The sequence below is a fragment of the Winogradskyella helgolandensis genome (genome assembly GCF_013404085.1).
Lineage (GTDB): Bacteria > Bacteroidota > Bacteroidia > Flavobacteriales > Flavobacteriaceae > Winogradskyella > Winogradskyella helgolandensis.
In genome coordinates this window covers 2,840,401-2,860,540 of the sequence record NZ_JABFHO010000001.1, presented here as the reverse complement: position 1 = coordinate 2,860,540, position 20,140 = coordinate 2,840,401, and the positions used below count along the sequence as shown (strand labels likewise).

Annotated in this window: 18 protein-coding genes and 1 pseudogene; all 19 read right to left on the bottom strand. The window is 33.0% G+C overall.

Features of this window, described 5'->3' with window-relative positions:
- Nucleotides 1-142: 142 nt before the first annotated feature.
- Nucleotides 143-2,101 (bottom strand): DUF3857 domain-containing protein, encoded by a 1,959-nt coding sequence (locus HM992_RS12050; RefSeq protein WP_229720489.1) that lies wholly within the window; start codon nucleotides 2,099-2,101, stop codon nucleotides 143-145.
- A gap of 31 nt (nucleotides 2,102-2,132) precedes the next feature.
- Entirely contained in the window at nucleotides 2,133-3,962 is a 1,830-nt protein-coding gene (locus HM992_RS12045; protein WP_179319842.1) for a transglutaminase-like domain-containing protein, read from the bottom strand.
- A 342-nt stretch (nucleotides 3,963-4,304) separates the two neighbouring features.
- Nucleotides 4,305-5,522, bottom strand: coding sequence for a hypothetical protein (locus tag HM992_RS12040; RefSeq protein ID WP_179319841.1), 1,218 nt, complete (start codon nucleotides 5,520-5,522; stop codon nucleotides 4,305-4,307).
- Between the two features lie 104 nt (nucleotides 5,523-5,626).
- Complete coding sequence (locus HM992_RS12035; RefSeq protein WP_179319840.1) at nucleotides 5,627-6,466, bottom strand: LytTR family DNA-binding domain-containing protein; 840 nt, start codon at nucleotides 6,464-6,466, stop codon at nucleotides 5,627-5,629.
- An 84-nt stretch (nucleotides 6,467-6,550) separates the two neighbouring features.
- Nucleotides 6,551-6,928 (bottom strand): hypothetical protein, encoded by a 378-nt coding sequence (locus HM992_RS12030; protein ID WP_179319839.1) that lies wholly within the window; start codon nucleotides 6,926-6,928, stop codon nucleotides 6,551-6,553.
- Between the two features lie 29 nt (nucleotides 6,929-6,957).
- Nucleotides 6,958-7,287 carry a hypothetical protein gene (locus HM992_RS12025; RefSeq protein ID WP_179319838.1) on the bottom strand — a complete coding sequence of 110 codons (330 nt, stop codon included), beginning with the start codon at nucleotides 7,285-7,287 and terminating at the stop codon, nucleotides 6,958-6,960.
- 175 nt (nucleotides 7,288-7,462) lie between these two features.
- The gene (locus HM992_RS12020) at nucleotides 7,463-7,984 is read right to left on the bottom strand and encodes a YybH family protein (RefSeq protein ID WP_179319837.1); all 522 of its coding nucleotides are present in this window, start codon (nucleotides 7,982-7,984) and stop codon (nucleotides 7,463-7,465) included.
- Nucleotides 7,985-8,135: 151 nt separating this feature from the next.
- Nucleotides 8,136-8,219, bottom strand: a pseudogene (locus HM992_RS19850) (glyoxalase); the annotation flags it as partial.
- A 140-nt stretch (nucleotides 8,220-8,359) separates the two neighbouring features.
- Nucleotides 8,360-8,965 carry a DUF6515 family protein gene (locus HM992_RS12015; RefSeq protein WP_178985224.1) on the bottom strand — a complete coding sequence of 202 codons (606 nt, stop codon included), beginning with the start codon at nucleotides 8,963-8,965 and terminating at the stop codon, nucleotides 8,360-8,362.
- Between the two features lie 245 nt (nucleotides 8,966-9,210).
- Complete coding sequence (locus HM992_RS12010; protein WP_178985223.1) at nucleotides 9,211-9,510, bottom strand: hypothetical protein; 300 nt, start codon at nucleotides 9,508-9,510, stop codon at nucleotides 9,211-9,213.
- Between the two features lie 130 nt (nucleotides 9,511-9,640).
- Entirely contained in the window at nucleotides 9,641-10,369 is a 729-nt protein-coding gene (locus tag HM992_RS12005; protein ID WP_179319836.1) for a LytR/AlgR family response regulator transcription factor, read from the bottom strand.
- A gap of 49 nt (nucleotides 10,370-10,418) precedes the next feature.
- Nucleotides 10,419-11,417: a hypothetical protein gene (locus HM992_RS12000; RefSeq protein WP_179319835.1), complete on the bottom strand. Its 999-nt coding sequence runs from the start codon at nucleotides 11,415-11,417 to the stop codon at nucleotides 10,419-10,421.
- Nucleotides 11,417-12,748, bottom strand: a complete 1,332-nt coding sequence (locus HM992_RS11995) for a YHYH protein (protein ID WP_179319834.1) — start codon at nucleotides 12,746-12,748, stop codon at nucleotides 11,417-11,419. The genes HM992_RS12000 and HM992_RS11995 overlap by 1 nt, the downstream gene beginning before the upstream one ends.
- Before the next feature lie 80 nt (nucleotides 12,749-12,828).
- A complete protein-coding gene (locus tag HM992_RS11990; protein WP_178985219.1) occupies nucleotides 12,829-13,863 on the bottom strand; it encodes a sensor histidine kinase in 1,035 nt (344 codons plus the stop codon).
- Nucleotides 13,864-14,011: 148 nt separating this feature from the next.
- Entirely contained in the window at nucleotides 14,012-15,307 is a 1,296-nt protein-coding gene (locus HM992_RS11985; protein ID WP_179319833.1) for an Lcl C-terminal domain-containing protein, read from the bottom strand.
- A gap of 30 nt (nucleotides 15,308-15,337) precedes the next feature.
- Nucleotides 15,338-16,558: an ABC transporter permease gene (locus HM992_RS11980; protein WP_179319832.1), complete on the bottom strand. Its 1,221-nt coding sequence runs from the start codon at nucleotides 16,556-16,558 to the stop codon at nucleotides 15,338-15,340.
- A gap of 89 nt (nucleotides 16,559-16,647) precedes the next feature.
- Nucleotides 16,648-17,391, bottom strand: coding sequence for an ABC transporter ATP-binding protein (locus HM992_RS11975; protein WP_179319831.1), 744 nt, complete (start codon nucleotides 17,389-17,391; stop codon nucleotides 16,648-16,650).
- A 6-nt stretch (nucleotides 17,392-17,397) separates the two neighbouring features.
- Entirely contained in the window at nucleotides 17,398-18,603 is a 1,206-nt protein-coding gene (locus HM992_RS11970; protein WP_179319830.1) for an efflux RND transporter periplasmic adaptor subunit, read from the bottom strand.
- An 18-nt stretch (nucleotides 18,604-18,621) separates the two neighbouring features.
- Nucleotides 18,622-19,950: a TolC family protein gene (locus tag HM992_RS11965; protein WP_179319829.1), complete on the bottom strand. Its 1,329-nt coding sequence runs from the start codon at nucleotides 19,948-19,950 to the stop codon at nucleotides 18,622-18,624.
- Nucleotides 19,951-20,140 lie beyond the last annotated feature (190 nt).

Below are 20,140 nucleotides of genomic sequence, written 5' to 3'. Positions count from 1 at the left end.
ATATGTTGGATGTATCTTCCATAAGGCCAATGTAAAACTCCCCGTAGAATAGACAATAATTCTATATCCTAATTACAATAAATAGAAACTTAGTTATAACGCTGTTTAACAAACAGCAGGCTACTTATTAAACAAGACACAATTAAGTCGTTTTTAATTTAATAATTAATCTTTTATTTTTTGCGTTTTTCACCTGTTCATTTAATAATTTCAAGTCTTCAAATTTTTCGCTAGGAATTGTACTCTTAAAGATATTGTAATAGGAATCCACCTTAAGTTGGTTATCCTGATTCTTTTTTAGCTTAAATGTATATTCCCCAATATCAGCATTATAATTAATATTACTATCCTCTATACCCAATACTTCAATTGCGCATGGGAATTTTAAGTTAAATATTAAGATATCAGAATAACTAAAATCTAAAAAATAACTTAAATCAGAAGTTTTAGAACTACTTTCTAACGTTTTGTGATTGATTAATTTATCAATAGAAAGACTCACTAAACTATCATTAATAAAAGTCACCACATTATTCAATGTACCTTCTCCATTAATTGTATAAGCAAACGGCTTATCTCTATTTAATGTTCTACTAAAGACTGTATCGATCTGTATGGTATTATCCTCTCCTTCAAACTCGGTTAAAGAATCATAAAAATCACTTATTTCTTCATTTTGATCAAGCATACTAAAAAAGGATCTTAACTCAGTAGATGGCCCTCCCGAAACTCTAAATCGGTATTTAAAAGAGGTCGTTTTCTGCTCAATATCCACAGTACCATAAATTGTTTGATTGATTGTGTTGTGATTTGAATTCATTTCTGGTAAATCTATAACACTTACAGACACAGAATCAACTTCTGCTAGTTCTAAATCTCTATCAATAAACTTGTCCTTTCTTTTCTTCTTACCATTATAGTATGGCTTAACTAACACGGCCTCTGTGCTATATAGTTCAGTTGGAATTTCATTAATTTGATACATATAAAAATCTTCATGTGGATACAAAAATTTTAAATGACCATTTTCATTTTCGAAGGCAAAAAATATATGTGCGAATTCTCCCTTTCTAATTAAGTGCTTATCTATTGGTCCCAAACGTTTTTCTCTTCCGAACACAGCCCAATAGTCAATTTCTAAATCTTCTAATAACTGTCTGTAAAAACGTCTAATACTAAAGGGATCGAATCTTTGTTCCTTTAAAAAGTAACCATTAGATTTTATAAACTCATCTTCATTAGTCGGTTGCATCGTAAAGTTATTTAATACTTCATTATGCAATAAATTAAACTTATAGTATTTAGAACTATCTTGAGCAGTTCCAAGCACTCTACGTTTCCATCTTTTATAATACGATGACCTATCAGAATCTAAGGCCATTGGTTGCGTTAGAAAATTAAACTCTATATTATAGACATCTTTCCAAGTTTTTAGTTCACTGTCTTTGTTTTCTAATGCGTAATAAAAGTATGGCTTTTCACATGGCAAACAGTACAAATCATTAACTACAATACCTTCAATTTTATCTTTTGAAAATTGTAAATACACCATTGAGTCATTTACAACTATTTTGGGCTTTGGGAAATCGTTATACACTTTATAACGTACCGTCATATCTCGAGCCGTTTTTACTGAGTATTGCGAATTCATACTCGGCAAGTCTGAATATAAATTTACATAATTTAACAACTCTGACTCTTTCAGATTTTTATAATACACATACGAAGTCTCTATAGTATCTCCAGGTTCTACTGCAGGCACAGGATAGCTTATATCACCAAATCTTTCTTTTTTAGAACTTCGTTTAAAGACCAAACTAGAATCTAACTCCACAACAGAACCATCTGCCTTTAAAGTTCTAATTTTAATGGACTTTAAATGATTACTAACATATTCATCTAAATTTAAAAAAGCATAATCTTCTACTCCTTTTGTAGTATTAACAACTAATTTGTTATTGACAGAGACATACATTTTGTATCTCATCCAGTTTTTTCCATAAGTAACATCTTTGTAAGAATGTAAATAATAAGCATCTGAGTTTTTACAAAGCTCCGTAAATGGATCTTCTGTTTTAAATTCTAAAGGTTTAAGACTCATAAAAAGAAGACTTAAACTTATAAAAATTACACTAATCTTTAAGTTTCTTAAGAACAATCGGTTCATTAATTATTGTTTTAAATGAATTCAATATTTTATTAATTGGATCGACATTTTCCTCTTCCACAAAAATATGATTAAGGCTAAAATCGTAATAACACTCAATTTCTAGATTAGAAATAGCACTAATAGTAAGTCGCAATAACATCCCTTCTTCCTCGTAATTATACGCTATAGGTTCAAATAAGTCTATAGCCTCGTTTAATTTTATTTTTGCAGTGACAATTTTATTAAAGGTATTATTTAAATACGTTCCCTCTATTAATGTTTCTCTACTTTCTGAATCTATAAGTCTTGGCAGAAAATCAATAAACAAATACCTATTCATGCCATCGCTAAACGTTTTTCCATTAATAGAAATATCACTTTTAAAATCTAATTCCTTTGGCACATCTGAGATAACCAAATTAGATAGTTTTTGATTTCCTAAAATCTCTTCAAAAAACGTATTACTAAATGTAGCAAAATCCTTTTGATCTTCATAATCTTGAATACGTCTTAAATAATTTCCTGAAACACCTGTATAATCTATTTGAACTGTCCCTTCAATTAAATCATTAGTAGGATTAATTTTCAAATTTAACTGGTACTTAATTTTGTTCTCTTCTGGTTTAAAACGCTCAACTTTATAAAAATCACCACCCTCTGCATTCACAATTAAAATGGTACGATCTTGCAAGCTTTGTACTGGTGTACCTTGCACATGAATAGGGTCTGTGGGATCTAACAATAGTTTTTCATCATTAATATACGCTACACAAATCACATGATTAGCAGAGCTTAGCGAAGGAAAGTCACAATCACTAATATGATCAAAAGTTGCAGCCAAAGCCAAATCGCAATGAATACCTTTATAACGTAATGCTTCTGATAAAAAGTTTGAAAGATCCTTACAATCACCTTCTTTGTTAGAAAAAACAGTATTGCTATGCGTCGGAATAAATGCTCCCATCCCTATTTCTATAGCTACATATTTAAAATTAGTCCTCACGTAATCGTAAATGATACTAACCACTTCTAACGAATCTGAAACATTATAGGTTAATTCATCTAATTTTTGTCTCACCGCTGTATTTAAACCTTTTTGTGGTAGAACATTTTTAAAATACCAATCGTTCATATATTTAGTAGACTGGTTTTCGTATGATTTTGGCATAACTAAAACCCGCATTAATGGTACTTTCATATTTTTATAAATCCCAAAAAACTGCAAAGGGTCTGGCTCCACTTTCATAGGTGACACCTTGACTTTCCATTGATAACCATGCTCAGAATGAATAGAATCTATAGAATGAGATGTTATTAGGTCTTTATGAATAGTATTATGGCTTAGCACAAACTCATTAGGAACATCTATCTCATAATTTAAGGTGTCAATCTGATTATATGAAAACAACGGCAAACTAGAAAAATACATAAGTTCCCTGCAGGATACCTTATAAATTAACTGTACTTCTGTTTCTGCTGGAATAAAAACAGATTTCACCTTTTGACTCGTTATATAATCTAAATTAACTTGCTCTTCTTTAATCTTTTTTAAAGTTATTTTTTTTAAGCGCCTTCCTTTGATTTCAAAAAGCTGAATATCTGAAACTTTTTCTAACTCTGTATCGTAGAAAATTGGATACAACCGTGGTTCATCGCTATATGGAAAATGAATCGTAATCTGATTTGTAAAAGATGAATCTTTAAGAATCTGAATGTGTTCTGACTTCGATTTTATATGAATATCTTGAGTAAAACCAAGGGAATACATACACATTAAAAGAATTAATACAGATACCCTAAACATAGAATTCATAAAAGAGACAGACATTTTAGTAAACTTACTTCATCCTGCAATATATATTTAATTTGTTTCTTTATAAAACTTACTAAATTATAATTTAAACAGAATCAAAACATTGTTTACCCATACATTAAGCATAAGAACGCAATTAAAAACCCCAAGTCTAAGACTCAGGGTTAAAAATTTAGAAGCATCATAAAACCTACATGCGGTAGTCATTCTGAGGTCAGAGAAATCTCATCACCATAATCAATTCTAATGTGGTGATTACTCAAAGACCTACATATTGTCAAACAAAATCTAACTTTTTTTATGCTAGCTATGCTTATGATTTTACATTAATTATATTCAAATTTATATATTTCCATCAGGCGTAATCCAATCTGCATTTCTTACAAAAAATACATATTGCGCATAATCTGTGGTTGCTGTACCCTCTAAAATATCATATCCGTCCCAAATAATAATGAGCTTCTTAACCTTCGTTCCTCGGGTAGAATTTAAGTACGGTGAATCTTTAGCGTCTAATTTTAATAAGCTTATAGAATTTGGTTCCGTTACTCGTTTATAATCCGCTATACCTTGAATATACATGAACAATCGATTATCTTGCGAATACTTAAATCGTGTAAAATCCTGACCTTTATCTTGCATGAATTTTGGCAATGCTCTGCTATCTACTGTTAATTTAGAATCTACATATAAGGCATTCATGCTTACCATTTTATTATGATATGGCATCGTAGTATCCTTTTTTATTTTCCCTGCTAACATATAATCATAGGCTTGTAAAGTGTGTGCAAATCCAAAACCACCATAAATATTTTCATCTTTCCAATGGTTTTGTGTGTAATATCTTTTGAAATTCTGATACATGAATTGATCTCTAGACCTTATTCTCTTATGGTTCGCTAAATTAAACTGAATGTTCTTAAGAAGGTTAGCATCCTCTGATGTTAGCTTTGATTCTTCTGACGCTATGATGGGAATTAACTCCTGTTCTGACCAAGATATTAATTCATCATCATCTGTTGGAATTGTTGATTGATATGCTACTGGTAATTTCTCTTTTAGTAATTGTCTTAAAAGATTGAAATCTGAAATTTTATCGATAGCCACAAGCTGAAATTTAGAAGCTTCTGGAAGTGTAGTATAGTACGCTCGCATTTTCACCCATTTGTTTCGGTATTGCTCAGAGATGCTTCCGATATAAACTACCCATTCTTTAAGGATATCTTTTAATTCATGTTCATCGGATCCTTCTAAATACTTCTGAAGATAATAACCTTGAGCAATATCCATCTCCGCTAAGTAAATGTCTATGTTTACTTTCTCGTTAAGTTGCGTGAACATGGCATAATCAATTCGTGGTGATGATGCTACTTCGTGAACCTCTCCTACAAAAAAGAGTTTATTATTATAAAAGTCATCATCTAAGGAATTAAATTGAAGCGTGTCTGCCATTTCTACAACTTCGGTATGGTCTTTTAAATAGTTAACATATTTGTGCGAAGAACAGCTCGTTAATACTACGATTAAAATTGTAAAGCTTAAGATTTTGAAATTTTTCATTGGTGTTGTTTTTAATGTTCCCTACAAATAGAACGCATAAAAACCACTAAAAAAAAAGAGTGTGATGAACCTGAGGTTTTTGTGTCGAAAATGAAACTTCAGGGCTAATCTTGAAGGTCTTGGGACGAATTTGAAAGCCGCTTAAACAAGGCCGCATAGTACTTCTGGGAAATTGGAATGCTATCTTCGATATGAGAAATTTTCATGAAACGCTTTCTAGCATTTCCTTCTACAGCCGTTAAATAATCTAAATTCACTAAATACGAACGGTGAACTTGCCATGCATTTGGTAATTGTTTTATAATGTTAGAAAGTGTACTTCTAAACATTTTTTGTTGCACCCCATCTTTTGTGAGATAAAAGACTTCAACATAATTTTGCTGGGATTGCGCATAGATAAAATCCGACTCTAAAATAGTGAGGGTTTCAGATTTACTTTCGCCTTGAATCGTTATGCTTTTTTCTACTATGACATTCTTTTTATCTTGAAGTGGCACTTCAATTACGCCATACTTTGAACGCAGATACAACCACAAAGGCACAATGATTGGTGTAAACGGCAATCCGAACGTTCCAATAAAACCCCAGATATAAGATGTGTTTAAAGTAGAAGCTCCACTAACCACATAAAAGTGATAGAAAAAACAACATACAAATATTAAGAATAGTGTAACGAGTATATAAAGGAATTCACTTAGCACAAACCAACGATTCACTTGCCGCTTATATACATAATTTTCAAATGGGTGAACTACGAGAATAGGCAGTACAATACAAATCGCATAACCTGCTAACCTTAAGTGTTTATAAGAAAAACTATTACTGGTATCAAAAGGCTCTAAAGTAATAAGTAATAATGGGAGAATTGCACCAACTAATAAAGCGATCCACAAGGTGTGTTTCCATGTTTTAGTGTAAGCAATGGTTTTATTAAATGCTATCATCTGCACTTTGTCAATAGTTTTGTGTGCAGTAAAAATAACAAAACCTAACCAAGGTTAAAAATTAGAAATGATAAGGCTAGTCCCCTAACCTTGTATTATATTTTTAAACGTTGGAGATCCTTCTACAATACTACCGACTCCTTTTTTATTCACTTTAAACGTGACATCTTTTGTCGTCGTAAAAAGTAACACAGATAGAAATGACGTTTTTAAATGTTGATTAATAATAGGTAATGCAGATTCTAAGCTCATCTCCTCCTCTATATCTTCAACCTCTCTTGGTCTGAAACTGTATTTTAGCATTACTCTAAAATCATCTTTAGCATAGATGGGCCTTAGAAAAATATTCTTTAGCTCAGGTTTCCCAATGGTTTTAGCCATAGTTAATTTAGCAAAAGTACCTTCATCAATACTTGCTTTTACCTGTTCCCAAAATTCTATAAATACATCTTGATACGTCATACATTTAAAACAATAATATCGGTAGATTCTTATTCGCGATCTAAAAGCTTTTTAGACACTTTATAAGTCGCAGCATACACTAATCCTTCTTGGCGTTTCTTAAAATCTGAAAATGCTTTGGTGTACCATTTTGGATCTGTGGCTTTCTTTTTAAAAGCATCATGATTGGCAATCTCGAAGGCTTTACCGTCTAAAGAAGGTTCAATTTTATAGATACTAAGTCCAAAATGTTCTGCTCTTTTTAAAACGATAGCAAAATCGGATTCCGAAAAATAGTGAATAGATTCGTCGTCAAATCCATCATTCTCATTTTTTAAATCGATAAATATATGTTTTTCTAAAAATTCTGATTGATCCATAGTTTTTATAATTAAATTACTTGGTTTAAATCGTTGCTACAAGTAAGGTACAAAGTTAGTTGTTCTGTCATATAAATGAGTCCGTAGTATCATTTATATTTAACAAAATAAATCCCAAGCCAAAAACTCAGGATTTCTATTTAACAGAGAGGTTTATTAGTAATAAATGTCAATGCTATTTCAAAATCAAAGGCGAATGATGTTCTCCTACAATTTTCCATCCATTAGTCGTCTTCACAAACAATAGAGATAATTGATCATTAACAACTACCAATTTTTCTCCGAACATAAGCTGAAAATCAGTATGCATGGTCACATTAGCAACATCCCCATACACTGCGATATGCATATCATTAGCATCAAATTTCACCACTTCCGTGACAGCACTAAACGTAGTGCGTTCAAAGTCTTCATTTTCTTTACTACCATTACGAGGCTCACCATTCTTAAACTCAGTAAACTTTGGACTGTAAGCATGAAAATCAATTAGCTTATCCATATCACCATCTTTTAGACTTTGAACGATACCCTCCCAAGTTTCCTTAATTTCTTTTTCTGCTTCAGGAAACTCGTCGTTAATTAAATCAATTTCTACTTTTTCGATTTCAACTTTGGTTTCTTTAACCTCTAGTTCTTTACATCCTGTAATTACAATTCCAAGAATAATAAACAATGTGATTGTTAATTTTGATTTCATAGTTATATATAGTTGATTAATAATAAGTTAAAGATACACAAAATATAACACCTTTATATACGCAAACTTACGTACACCTCTAAAAATCAATCGTTAAACAAAAAATATCCCAAGCCAAAGTCTCAGGATGCAATACTACAAACCGTATATATTATTTAGCGTAAGCACCAGAAGAATAGGTTAACTCGTAACTGTGCGTGTAGATCTCGAAAACTATTCCAAAAGGATCTTGAACGCACACTAAACTTTCGCTAAAAATTTTAATAAAATTATCGAATTTCGTTTAAAATTATAAAAAATAAAAAGAGGATAGCTCTAGAACTACCCTCTTTTCAACAATCAACCAATCAATCTAATTTAACTCTCGTATTATGATTATTCAACATCAATGATACCAACCACTTCATAAGCTCTTGTACCATCTACTTGTACTTTTTCATATAATATATTGGCATACTCATAGTATGTTTGTCCATCTATAGTTACTTTTTCATAATCATCTGGCAATTCATACACGACCGTTCCGATTTCTGGATCCACAACTTCATATTCATTATTAATGTATAGATAAAACGTACCGCTAACATTATAATAATTATGTGTATTAAAACGTACGCGTTTATAATTTGTTGGTAGTGATTTTATTCTAAATCCTACTTTTGGTGCAATTACAATATAACGTCCTCGAGACTGTGTATAAAACTTATTATTTCCGTAATAGTAATTCTGTCCTTTATGAGTAATAACCGTTCTATTAGGAACTGTTCTAACAGAGACTACTTTTTTTGTCGGTTTTTTGTAAACTACTTTTTTACTAGATATTCTATTATTGTTTGTTGAAGTTCTAGTTGTTGTAGAAACCGTTCTTGTCGTTTCAACTTTCTTTGTTGCATTAGTTCTTTTTGTTTGTGCAGAACCTTGAGATGCAACTGCCATGATAAATAAAGACGGCAAAACAAATGCTTTTATAAATACTTTCATAATTTTAAAATTTTAGTGATTAAACTTTTTCGATCAATACTAAGACTTCATTTAACATTGATAGTTTAAAGGTATCTGTATTAATACTGATATAAAAAGTAAATAGACGATTCCATTTATTGTATCTACCAACAGGATCATTTTATAGATATTACTCTTTAAGTATTAACCATTTTTAAAATTCAAGATAAAAAAAAGGCATACTATAAATAGTACACCTCTTTCAGCTATTAATCTAGGGGTAATTATTTTAGTAAACTCAATAATCCTGTTAATTCAGTAAGATTTAAGCTTGAATTGCTATCCGTATCTAGCACATTAAAATTATCAGCAACAGAACCAATCGCTTCTGTAGAGCTAATAGCCTCATCATTATTAGTGTCTAATAGACTAAAAAGACTAGTAATTTGTTGAACAGTTGAATTAGAGCTCAATGAGCTTAATAAAGTTGCTGCTTGAGATACTGTTGAAGTATTAACGTCTTTTACGCTACCACAACTAAACATAGTAATTACTACGGCTAATGACAGAACTATTTTTTTCATAATATGTGTTTTAATTTTTTAAGCTGCACAAATGTAGCTCTGTTTAACTGTGTAGTAAAGTAAAATAGACGAACAAGGCCTTTTCATCTCTAAATCAAGGAAATGTCTAGACGAAAGAAAATCACAACACCTACAAAGAGTTATTATTGATAAACTCCAAGAATTTTGACTTGTATTGTTCTGATACAGTGACACGTTGGTTATTAATAATTATTTGACTACGCTCAATAACATCAATATTATTTAGCGACACAATAAACGATCGATGGACACGCATAAATTGCGTTTCAGGAAGCTCTTCTTCTAATGATTTTAGACTCATTAGTGTCAAAATAGGTTTTGGATTGTCCTTTAACCATATTTTAATGTAATCCTTAAGACCTTCAAAATACAAGACATCGGCTAGTTTAATACGTAATTGCTTGTACTCAGACTTCACAAACAAAAACTCTTTTTCTTCAGATAATACGCTTTGACGTTTTCCTCTTACCAATTCAAACCACGTATTGGCTTTATTCGCAGCGGCTAGGAATTCGGCATAATCAAATGGTTTTAGCAAGTAGTCTATCGCCTCGACCTTAAAACCTTCTAAGGCATAATGATCAAAAGCTGTTGTAAAAATAACACGTGTTTCTTTGGGCAACATTTTTGAAAACTCTATACCTGTTAAATCTGGCATCTGAATATCTAAAAATAATAAGTCTACTGGGTTTGATTTTATAAACTCCATAGCCTCAAGCGCACTACTACATTTTTTCTTTAGGTCTAAAAAGGGTGTTTTTTCCGCATAACTTTCTACTAAATTGAGCGCCATAGGCTCATCGTCTACAATAACACATGTAATTTTAAGATTGCTCATAATTTAGTTGTCTCTAGTTTAAAATAATTAAATGGTTTTACTACGCTATTTATTGTACCGTATATCGAACAATAACTTCATTATCCAGGATAACATTAGTTGACCATATAAATTTTGCATCTGCGGTACTATTATCAAAAACATCGATAAAGTTAGTGTATGCTGGTTTATTATCCACACCAATCGTTTTATTTGTATACTCTGTAGCATTAGGCCAGTCCATATCATTAAAGTCTGCTGATTGCCAATTCGTAGGTGTTTTCCAATGCAAAGCATAATATGAGGTTCCATCATTAGAATCTTCAACACTACAATTATTGCTTAATCTTAAAGTCCCTTCTTCTGCTGCACAGGATACATCTTTTAAAGGTGCTGTATAAAATGTCTGAGCTTTCCAATCGGAATTTGTTGTAGCAACTATATGGTCTTTAGCATCTTTAAAAACCGCTACCATACCACCATCTCCAGGATGAAAGGCTTGTCCTCTATTGGCTTCAGACCCTAAACCGCTATTTTCTTCCCAATCGACTAACTTCATAGCAATGGTAAACGGTGTATTCACCTTGAAGCGCACAATATTAGAATTAAACGGCGTAAAAGGCACATTATCTTTACCTACTGGTACTCCGTTGATGTATATTTCAAAATAATTATCGGCAAATACATAAGCCGTAATGACGTCTCCATCCGCATCAACTTCTATAATATCTGTACCATCTAAAGCGGCTAAAGCTTCATCTGCGGATGCATATTCTACTTTAGTACATGGATTAAATAAATCTGAAGCCATAGGAAAACGGTCATCTGTGAAATTTACCTCAGCAGGAACCGTCCAGTTAGTACCATCGGTTGCTGTAGATACACCTATTGGAGCTTTTCTACCTCTATCGCATTCAAAAATATTTTCAGTGATTACTTTTGCAGGGCCTAGAGATATAGAAGCAGTACCACTATATGTTTGCGTTATGGTTTTAACGGTATTGTTACTGTTTTTACAAGCTAGACAACATATAAATAATAAGAGTACTAAAAGTTTTGACTGTTTCATTATGGTTTAGGTTTATAGTTTTCTACTATTATTGTGCCATCAGGGTTTATAAATTCATAGGTGTAATTATAATTACTATCCCAATGGTATTTTATGATATATTCTTTTGAATCTAAACGGTATGTTAATGCATAGGCATTGGTTCCCAAGTTTTTAAAATCCATAATTTCTGCACCTCGTAAAGGTCGTAATGCTGGTCGTAATTCTTGTGTTCTGGGTTGCGGATACACTTGATTTTCTGGGGCTTCTGTTTTAGGATCTAATACAACTTCGCCTCGCATACCAGCAATAAAATAAGGATAGTCTTTAATAGTATGGTATTGGTAAGAACCATCAACATTCATTTTACCAAAGTATGCGTCTAAGGCATCTGTTGTTTCTCCGTATACCGGAAACCCATCCACAGCATAAGCTACCGGATTCCCTGCACCCACTTGATCTTGTAAGTGTAATGGTGGTAAATGGTAATGGTAATCGTCTGCACGCCCACAATGTCCTCCCCATTTATCGAGTTCACCAATGGCATTAGCATCTTCACCTCTATTGTTTAAAGGATTAAAAATAGGAATACCATTAACCGCTACAGCAATGGCGCCTTTAAGTAAATTGGTTTTTGTAGATAATGGATTTTCTGCAAGTTTTGGTTTTAAAGGAATTGCCCAACTATTATTTCCTGTATAATTTTGTTGAATAGGCACTTGTTGTTGCCAGTTTGTGATACCTACCATCATCTCATGATCCGGTAAGCCGTTTGATGACACATAAAGAAAGTTGTCATCTGAATGTGTTGTGACTCCATCAAATTTATCGAAAAACGTTTGCATCAAAGCTACCTTATTTTGCGGTACTTGCTCCGTACTTGTTGTAGTCGTATTAGTGTTTTTGCACGACACCATTACGATGACTCCTAAGCCTAGCACTCCATGAGATAGGTACACTACTTTTTTTCGTTTTATCAGTTTAAAAACAGAAAAGAACAAAAGAAAGCCTCCTAAACCCACAAGTACACTATTAAAATAGGATACTGATGGCGCATCAGTTTCAATAATGACATGACTATTTAACGCTCGTACGAACTCGCTTTTAGTTTTAATATAGTGTTGATCTTCATTAGAAAAATCTGAAATCGGATAGCTTTTAACGGTATGGTCCGCATCTCTAAGCCAAACATTGTTATCTTCATATGTAATAAAATCGGCTTGTATTATGTCATTGCTGGTTGTTATTTTCCATTCCTTTAAAACTGCACCATGTCCGCCTTCATGGGCAAAAAGATTAATGTTAACAAACAATAAAATGCAAATTATAACCGACGTTTTGATGTGCTTCATTTTAATTATTCATTAGTGCTTTCATTTTTTTGCATAGTAAAACAGGTATGCGTATAAATATTTTTTTTTGTATCGTTAACTTAGTTGGTTTCAATTTCTAAAACAGCTACAAAACGATTCTCTTTAACTTGGGTTGTAAAACTACTCTTATTAAGGTATAATAATTCTAAACGTTTTTCAATATTGTGAAGTCCTATTCCAGAACCACTTTTATCGTCAGTCTTTTTTGGAAGATTATCATTTTCAATAGTAAACACCACAGTTTTTTCATTCACCGTCATATTTATCTGAATGGAGCTTTGTTTACTTGCTGACACTCCATGTTTAAATGCGTTTTCAATTAATGAAATGAAAAGTAAAGGTGCGATTTTGATACCTGTTTCTTCCGAAGGAAAACTATAATTAACTACAGTTTTGCCAGAGACGCGTAATTTCATTAAGTCGATATACTTTGTCATGAAATCTATTTCTTTTGAAAGTAGAACCAATTCCTCGTTTGTGTCATACAACATATAACGCATCAGTTTACTTAAACTATGAATGGATGTTTTGGCTTGATCTGGTGAAATATCCACCATGGCATAAATATTATTTAACGAATTAAAAAAGAAATGTGGTTGTAACTGGTAATGTAAATGTTGCAACTCGGACTTCAATTTAATATGAGCCGCTTCTTTTCGTTCGCTCTCCGTTTGTATCCAACGCTTGGTCGTTTTTATAGCTATAGAAAATAGTAAAGGCGCCATATACGATAGCATTTGGATATATAGAAACATTTTAAACGGAGGACCATTACCATCATCGTTAACAGGTTTCTTTAATAAGCTTGCAAAGAAATTATTTTCTATTTGTTCTTTTAAAGTAATAAATACGGCTATCATTGCGATATTAACAACTACAAATTGCCACATTTTTTTAGTAAATAAAAACCGATCTATTAGTACAAAGTAATTGGTATAGAAAATGACAGCATAAAACACTATAGGAATCCAGAAATGTGCTACAATCCTATTTATTTCTTGCGATTGCCCATAAGATAATACGTAAGGCATACTGAACAATACTAGCCATACTAATAAGTGTGAGAATACCGTAATTTTATTGTTTTTATACATTAGGTCTTATTTAATCGTAGCAAAAGCTATTACAAAGTTATTTTAATCTGTGATCGTTATTTTTTGGCAGCAATAGTTTCAAAAGTAAGGTTTATTGAAAAATTTCAAATAAAATTATTGATTTCATTCTAAATTCAATTAGCATTTCTCACTCTATATTCCTGACTAAGCGCACATAATTATAATAACGTTCTCCTCCTTCACTTGCAGGTCCATTTTCGTGTTTGGTATCAAAACGTACTGCGCCTGCCCCATGAAAATCTAAACCTTCATTGTTTACGGCACGTCCAAATGCCACATACCACGCATAATAATAGGGTTTTTCTTTTTGAAATCGGGCTGAAGTACTTGACCAGAAATAGGGATAATCTATTTCATTATTCTCGTTGGTGATTTCTGAAGTTTTAAATATTGGATCTATCGCAGGACCATCTTTTGATGTGTCTTTTGCTCCAGGTGCAAAATCATAATCCACAATACCCTGTAATTCTTTGATATTCGGTAAACGCCAATCTGAATAGCCTGCCAATTCGGAACCTTCGGCATAGATTAAGGCTGCTTTCCAATCGAGACCTTTTTGACTATCATTTTTAGACCACATTAACCCTGTAGCCTTGTCTGTGATGGTTTCATTTCCATTATCTTCAAAATCATTGGTTCCATAAACAGCACCACGAACAGCTCGTACATGTTTTAACATCGGATTTCCAGTTGGGCGCTCTCCATTACCTGGAGGTGGTGGTCGATTGTCATCTTTTTGCTCTCCTTGTTGCCCTTGTGGGTTTTGAATTCTTGGAGGTGGACCTTTACGGTCTCCTCTATCTTCAGGCTCCTCTCCAGGATAAGCTTTAATATGCCCTGTGGCATGATTGACTCCAAAAGCAGCTATATACCCACCTTCTTCAGTATGACCAACGTATGGATTATCTGCCCAATATTGTTCGCTCTTATCGACATGTTCATTATTAACTAACGAAAAATAAGCGGTATCTAAGTACGGCCAACCTTCGCTAAAATCGCTAATAGAAAATAATTCTTTTAAGGTTGGCATTCTCCAATCATCATAGCCTCCTAATTCTAAATTTTCGACATAATCTTTTGCTCCTTGCCAATCAAATCCTTCTGTGGCAGGCACTTCTTGCCACATTAATCCTGAATTTAAATCTGAAATTGTTCCGTCTTCATTTTTTTGAAAAGACATTTCATGCCCTTTTAAATAATTAGCATCTTGTCCGTAGAGAGAATCTCCAGGTTTTAAATCATTTAAAATCTCACCATCTTCTCCATAGGCTACAACTTGTCCTGTAGCTATTTGCGTATAGTTACGTTCTGTAACTGCAACATTAGTGGAATTCGTTTTTTTGTCATTGCATGATGCCATTGAAATCAAAAGAAATAGCAAAAATGCAGCTTTTAACATCGTTCTATTGATAAGAGTTTTCATTTTATTAAATATAATAATTAAACTAGTTTTTTATTCGTAACGCAATGCTGTTATAGGATCTAATGCCGAAGCCTTTCTTGCAGGGTACCATCCAAAAAAGATTCCCGTGACTGCACATACTGCAAAGGATATCACAATAGAATACAGTGCTACGCTGGTGGGCCAATTCAAAAATTCTTCAATAAAAACTGTTGCTCCGAGGCCTAAAACAACCCCTAAAACACCACCTGTAATACTAATTAAAATGGCTTCTATTAAGAACTGCATTAAGATGTCTGAACCTTTTCCTCCGACAGCCATACGCAGTCCGATTTCTTTTGTACGCTCCTTAACAGAAACATACATAATATTCATAATACCAATACCACCAATTAATAATGATATACTTGCAACTGCCACTAAAAGAATGGTTAACATTTCACTAGTAGAACTAAAAGTAGAAATTAACTCTTCCATGGAACGCACTGTAAAATCATCATCTTCACTGTCCATTAATTTATGTTCTGCACGTAAAATGGAAGTGACTTGCTCTACAGCTTCTGGTGCATCATCTTCACTAATTGCAGAGGCCATTACTTGATTTAAATAATCAATAGCTAAAATTCGTTTTTGAACTGTAGTATATGGAGCAATGACCACATCATCTTGATCTTGTCCAAAGGTGTTTTCACCCTTTTCCTCTAAAACACCAATCACCTTAAAAGGAATATTATTAAAACGAATCATTTGCCCTACAGGATCTTGCCCTTCGGTAAACACATTATCGACAACGGTTTGCCCGACAACGACAACTTTTGAAGCCGATTGTACTTCAGCATTAGTAAACATACTGCCGCTTTGTAAATCCACGACTTTAATCTTTAAATAATCAGGATTTACACCATAAATAGTACTTGGCCAGTTGTTAGAACCGTTAATAACTTGCCCACTTCCATTGACAACAGGAGTTATATAACTTAGTAAATCTGCTTGTTCTTTAATCACTTCGTAATTTTGAAGTGTTAATGTTTGAACATTTCCTCCACTTCCTCTAGCTGGACCTCTATCATCAGCACCAGGTCTAATGGTAATCATGTTAGATCCCATTGCCGAAATAGTGGTTCTGATACTTTCTTTTGAACCTTCACCTATAGCCAGCATAGCAATTACAGATGCCACACCAATGATGATTCCTAACATAGTTAATAATGTTCTTGTCTTATTAAGAATGATAGCTTTTGTTGCGATTTTAAATAAATTTAATAGTCTCATCTGTTTATAATTATTTTGATTTTAAGATCATATAGAATACCACAATTACATATAAGTTCATATTGAAGTTTTAATATGGCATTCCATAATTAATCGTCTTGTTTAGGTAATTTGGCTAGCTCTTCTACTGCTGACTGTACCTTATGGTTTTTATAATCTTGCATTATACTCCCATCCTTCAACACAATAGTTCTACTGCTAAACGTGGCAATATCTGGCTCGTGAGTTACAAATGTGATGGTAATGCCTTTTTTGTTTAGCTCTTGAAACAAGGACATAATCTCATAAGAGGTTCGCGTATCTAAGTTTCCTGTGGCTTCATCAGCAAGAATCATTACCGGATTATTAACTAAGGATCTTGCAATAGCCACACGTTGTTGTTGTCCTCCTGAAAGTTGCGAAGGTGTGTGATGCAATCTGTCACCTAAACCAACCATTTCTAAGGCTTTGATTGCTCGCTCCCTTCGCTCTTCAGAAGTTACTTTGCTATTATATAATAAGGGTAATTCTACGTTCTCAATCGCTGATGTTCTCGCTAATAAGTTGTAAGATTGAAAAATAAACCCAATCTTTTCATTTCTTATGGTTGCCAGCTGATTACGACTTAAATCTTTTACACTAACTCCATCAATTTCATACAGTCCAGATGTCGGTTGATCTAAGCATCCTAGAATATTCAGCATCGTACTTTTTCCCGATCCACTAGAACCCATGATGGTAACAAACTCACCTTCATGTATGGTAAATGAAATTCCCCCAAGGGCATGAACCGTTTCGGTGCCCATGGTAAACTCTCGTTTTAAATCTTCTATTTTAATGATTTCTTTACTCATGGCTTTTTACTTCTTTTTGTTTCCTCCTGGACGTTGTGGCATAAATGGACTTTCGTTTGTTCCTGAAGGACTAGCCTCAGATTTAGCAACACCTTTTAAACTGTATACTAATTTGTCACCTTCTGAAATACCGCTTAGGACTTGTATGTTTACTCCATCACTTGCTCCAAGAATTACAGGTTTTTGTGTAATGCCGCCATTTTTATTTACCACCCAAAGTGAGGTTTCGTCAATGCTACTATCTTCTGTATTATTTGGCAGATTGTGCTGTGTATTATAAGCTTCCATAAGGGCAGCTTCTGGCTTAAAGTTGATGGCTTTGGCTTCTGCTGTTAACACATCATTTAATTCTAAAGTATAAATTGAAATGGTTGCTGTTAAACCAGGTTTTAATTTTAAATCTTCATTTTCAGCTTTGATAACTACGGTATAGGTTACAACGTTTGACGTCACTGTTGGATCTAAACGCACCTGAGTTACAACTCCGTTAAATATTTCACCGATGTAAGCATCTACAGTAAACTCTACACGTTGTCCTTCTTTAACTTGTCCTATATCCGCCTCATCAACATCTGCTTCGACTTGCATTTCTTTTAAATCTTGAGCGATGGTAAATAAGGTTGGGGTACTATAACTCGCTGCAACCGTTTGGCCTTCATCAATAGCTCTAGACAAAACAACTCCATCAATAGGTGAATAGATATTAGCATACTCTAAATTGGTTCTGGCCGATTGTAAGTCTGAATATCGTTGTGTTACTGTACCTTTCGCTGTTTGTAAATTGTAAAGGGCATCATCGTAATCCGATCTACTAATGACCTGATTTTCAAAAAGCGTCTTTTGTCTATCAAAAATAGTTTGCAGGTAATTTCTTTGACTTACGGCATTGTCATAAGCCGCTTGCATTTGTGTGAGTGATGCTTTAAGATTTGTTTTATCTAACTCCGCAATAAGTTGTCCTTCTTTTACTTCACTATTGTAATCCACATATATTTTTTCTACCACACCAGAAACTTGTGTTCCAACTTCTACTTGTGTAATGGGCTCCATGGTACCAGTAGCCGTTACCATTGTGGTGACATTCGCTTTTTTGGCTGTAATGGTTTTTGCTTCTATTACTATAGCTTCATCTCCATTTAGAAAAATGTAGCCTACAACAGCTAATACTGCCGCAACTATGATGATGATGATTATGTTTTTTTTATTTTTCATGATGTTTCTATTTGTTGATTAAAGTGTAATTGCGTTTCCTTGATAAAATTGTAATAATTGATGGTATAAAATGCTCAAATATTTAGCTTGTAAATAATTTTGTTGTGCGTTAGTGTATGTGTTTTGACTAATCACTAAATCCGTTGTGCTTAAACCACCTAATTCATATTTCTTTTGTGCGAGTTTATATGATTGTTCTGCTGCTGATTGTGATGCTTCTGCCGCAATAAGTTGTTCTTGTGTTGATACGGCATTTTGGTAAGCTGTCTCTACTTTTTTATACACTTCCTTTTCCGTAAGTTGTTGTGAGATTTGTGCTTTTTCTATATTAATTTGTGCAGATTGAACCGCTGCTTTAGTCTGATTTCTATTAAAAATTGGAATATTTAAAGACAGACCTAAACGTTGATTGAAATTAACATTAAACTGATCCGAAAAATTATTATCATTTACACTTGTATAACCAGAACCTAAACTACTTACTAATGTTAAGGTTGGTAGATAAGCTCCTTTCGCAATCTCTAAATCCTTTGCACTAACCTCTACTCCAATTTTACTCGCGTTAATTTCTGGAAGAATACCTAAGGCATTATTATAGATTGCCATTTTATCGAGTTGAATAGTGACATAATCAATATCTGTACTTAATGTTTCGATTTCAATATCTTGCGTAGGATCTAATTCTAATAATTGCTTTAAGGCAATAATGTATTGTTGATAAGTGTTTTTAGCCGTTATGATAGCATACTTATTAGTTGCAGCTTGACTCTGTGCTTCCGTGTAATCACTCAATGCAATAGTACCTGCATCTAATCTTGCTTTAGCTCTTTCAACCTCCTTTTCTGAGGCGCTTAAATTGTTTTCAGCAATGGTGATCCCTTCTTTAGCATATAGAATTTGTAAATAATTCTCTAAAATACTTATGATGATATTGTTTTTAGTTTCTTCCTCTAAGAAGACACTTTGGTTTAATAACAATTCATTTTGAGCGATTTGATTATTAATTTGATTCCCTTGAAACAAGGTCATAGAACTATTAAGACTGACATTAGTACTATAAATTTGATCAGTAACATAATCACTAGTAATAGGATCAATAGAATTACCGTTAGAAAACGTTTCAGAAGCTGTTCCATAAAGATTTGGTAGTCTAGAAGACTTAGCTTTGCTGTAATCTACTTCGGCTTGTTTATTATTTAAAGCAGCATCTTTTATGGTGATGTTGTTTTCTAAAGCATATTCTAAACAATCATCTAAAGTCCACAATTTTGAAGTTTCAGTATTTGTTTCTTGCGATATACTGACCTGAAATACCAGAAGTGCTATTATGATAAAAAATCGTTTCATTTTTGAGCGTTTTTAATTTTACACTACAAAGATGAAGCGATATCCTATTTATATAAAGTCTAATAGATGTTTGAGTTAATTGACTATACTAAAGCCAATATTTTATAGATGAGATTTTTTGTAATTAGGGAACCCAGACCTTATTACTGTAGACAAAAAACAGTTTTAATTCAAATAAAGTGGATAAAAA